This is a genomic window from Comamonas koreensis (assembly GCF_021026195.1).
Lineage (GTDB): Bacteria > Pseudomonadota > Gammaproteobacteria > Burkholderiales > Burkholderiaceae_C > Comamonas > Comamonas koreensis.
On the sequence record NZ_JAJNCT010000017.1, the window covers coordinates 1 to 2,175 of the forward strand.

Below are 2,175 nucleotides of genomic sequence, written 5' to 3' on the forward strand. Positions count from 1 at the left end.
CGGTACAAAGCCGGGGCTGCTGGCGGTGATTTGGGTGGTGCCGGGGGATATGGCGGTGAAGGTGGGGCGGAGAGAGGACCAACTACCCCTAAACCAAGTCACCGTCTCAGTCGTGGTACCTACAGACGTTTCGGAGCTAGAGAAGTCAACAGAAATACGGTCGGATGGAGTTTGGAGAAAACCTCTAGTCCCTCCTGGTACCTGCGCTGATACATACATAGATTCATGTACGCGCCCCACGTCAACACTAGCAGGGGCATTGTGCAGTCTTAGTACGGCACTCACCGTCTCCACGCTAAGGATGGACGTATCAAGCCCCGCCGCTGTAGCTATGATCTGGGTTGAGCCCAGGTCCACTCCCGTCAAACTGAATGACGCAGCATGATCTCCGGCGGGAATAGTGACCGTCGACGGAACCGAACAAATGCGCTCATCCGCACAGCGCAGGTTTACTATGAGGTCATCTGAACCGTTATCAAGTTCACCTCCCGCAAATCGCAGCACGGACAAATCAGCCGGGTGGGTAGTCAAGTTTTTGCCAACCACAGGCTTACTGTCATCCACTGTAATCAGTTCCAGTCGATTTGGACCACCTGTAATTCTTTGCACCCATGATTTTGTACTTACCAACCCTGTTATTTCGGCGCTGACTTGGTATGTACCTACTGCTAACGGTTGAGCGACATAAGCGGGTTCCGAGATAAACCATCCAGTCGGAATGATTATCTTCTGAACTGGATTACCTGCCGCATCATAAATTCCACTGATTATTTCACTAGGAACTTGGTCCGTAATTTTCAAATTCACTACCAACGGAATTTTTGGAAACTGATAAAACATATTCCGAGCACCTGGCACGGTTATCCGCACAAAAAATTCATCCTTGTCGCTCGATGTTGTTCGTTCGTTGTCCAAATTCACTATAACCAAAGATGGGGTGATCACATCCACCGGAAAAGGCTCAGCAGCACTCGTGCCGTCAGCGGTAGCTTCTAAATACGTTGAACCTAGCTCTATACCTGTGACACTGAAGTAAACAGTGCTTTGTCCTGCTGGGATAGTGACCGTCTGCGGTGTCTCGCACAAACTTTGATCAGAACAGTGCATATTCACTGTCAACGGTTCTGTACTGTTATTAGCTACGCCATTGATCAGTCTCTCAACATAGATCTCATCCCAGGCATAGCTGTACAGCCCTTTGCCCACAATAGCCTTACTGCCTCCTACGCGACCGACCCGCAAAGCAGCAGCCCCCTGAATATGCACATTCAAAGATTTAGTAGCTAGTCCAGGTGACGTAATATCAATAGTTGTTTTCCCCTGGGCCGCCACAGCAGTGACAGTAATTGGAACTGTTGCAAACATCTGCCCTTCCGGGATGAAAAGCTCTTGCGGACTCACCACCGCAACAGCTTCATCGTGGCTCGCTACCTTCACTACGATCCCGCCCCTCGGTGCAAAATTGTCTATACGCACTCGAACCGTTCGGCTCATATTCATATCCATCACAAAATCGCCCAAAGGAGAGGTTTCTAGGCGAATTGCCTCTACCTGTAGAGCAGTCTGTGTTGTGAGGTAGCCCGAGGCGGTCGCTGTCAACGTTGTGAGGCCAGTGCTGAGACCTTGAAGCGAAAAGCTCCCTTGCCTCTCACCAGACGGTATGAACACGGTCGCGGGAATCTGCGCTATATCAGTTTGGGCCAAACCCAAATTGACATTGAGGCCTCCATCAGGTGCGGGCTCAGTTGTCTCTAAAATCACGGTCGTAGTCGCCCCAGGCGCGACCAGCAAGCTAGATGGAAGTACCAAAGATCTCGTACGCACGTTGATGGTGGACCATGCACTGCGATATCCGTCTGCCTGTGCCCTTAAGCGACCTATACCGTCGGCTAGACCCATTACTTCAAAGGTCTTACTGCTGTGTCCACTTGGTATTAACAGATCTCTAGGTGCGGAAATCACGGAAACATCTGCGTTATCCAACTGCACCTCAACATTGGATGTAGCGGGCGTTGGCAATGACAAAGTCATGGTGAGATTTTGGTTAACGCCGACTGTTGCGTTTATAGGCACCAGTCCCAAAGGCGGTAAATTCGCGACCTCAATGAATGTTTCCGCCATGCCCAAAGTGGCATGGCTCGCCGTGATCTTGGTAGTGCCCAGACTGCTGGCCTG

The 2,175-nt window shown here is 50.8% G+C and carries 1 protein-coding gene; it reads right to left on the reverse strand.

What is annotated here, in order from left to right:
- Positions 1-2,121 (reverse strand): hypothetical protein (locus LPW39_RS13960; protein WP_230776056.1); only part of this gene is annotated, 2,121 nt, incomplete at its 3' end.
- Positions 2,122-2,175 lie beyond the last annotated feature (54 nt).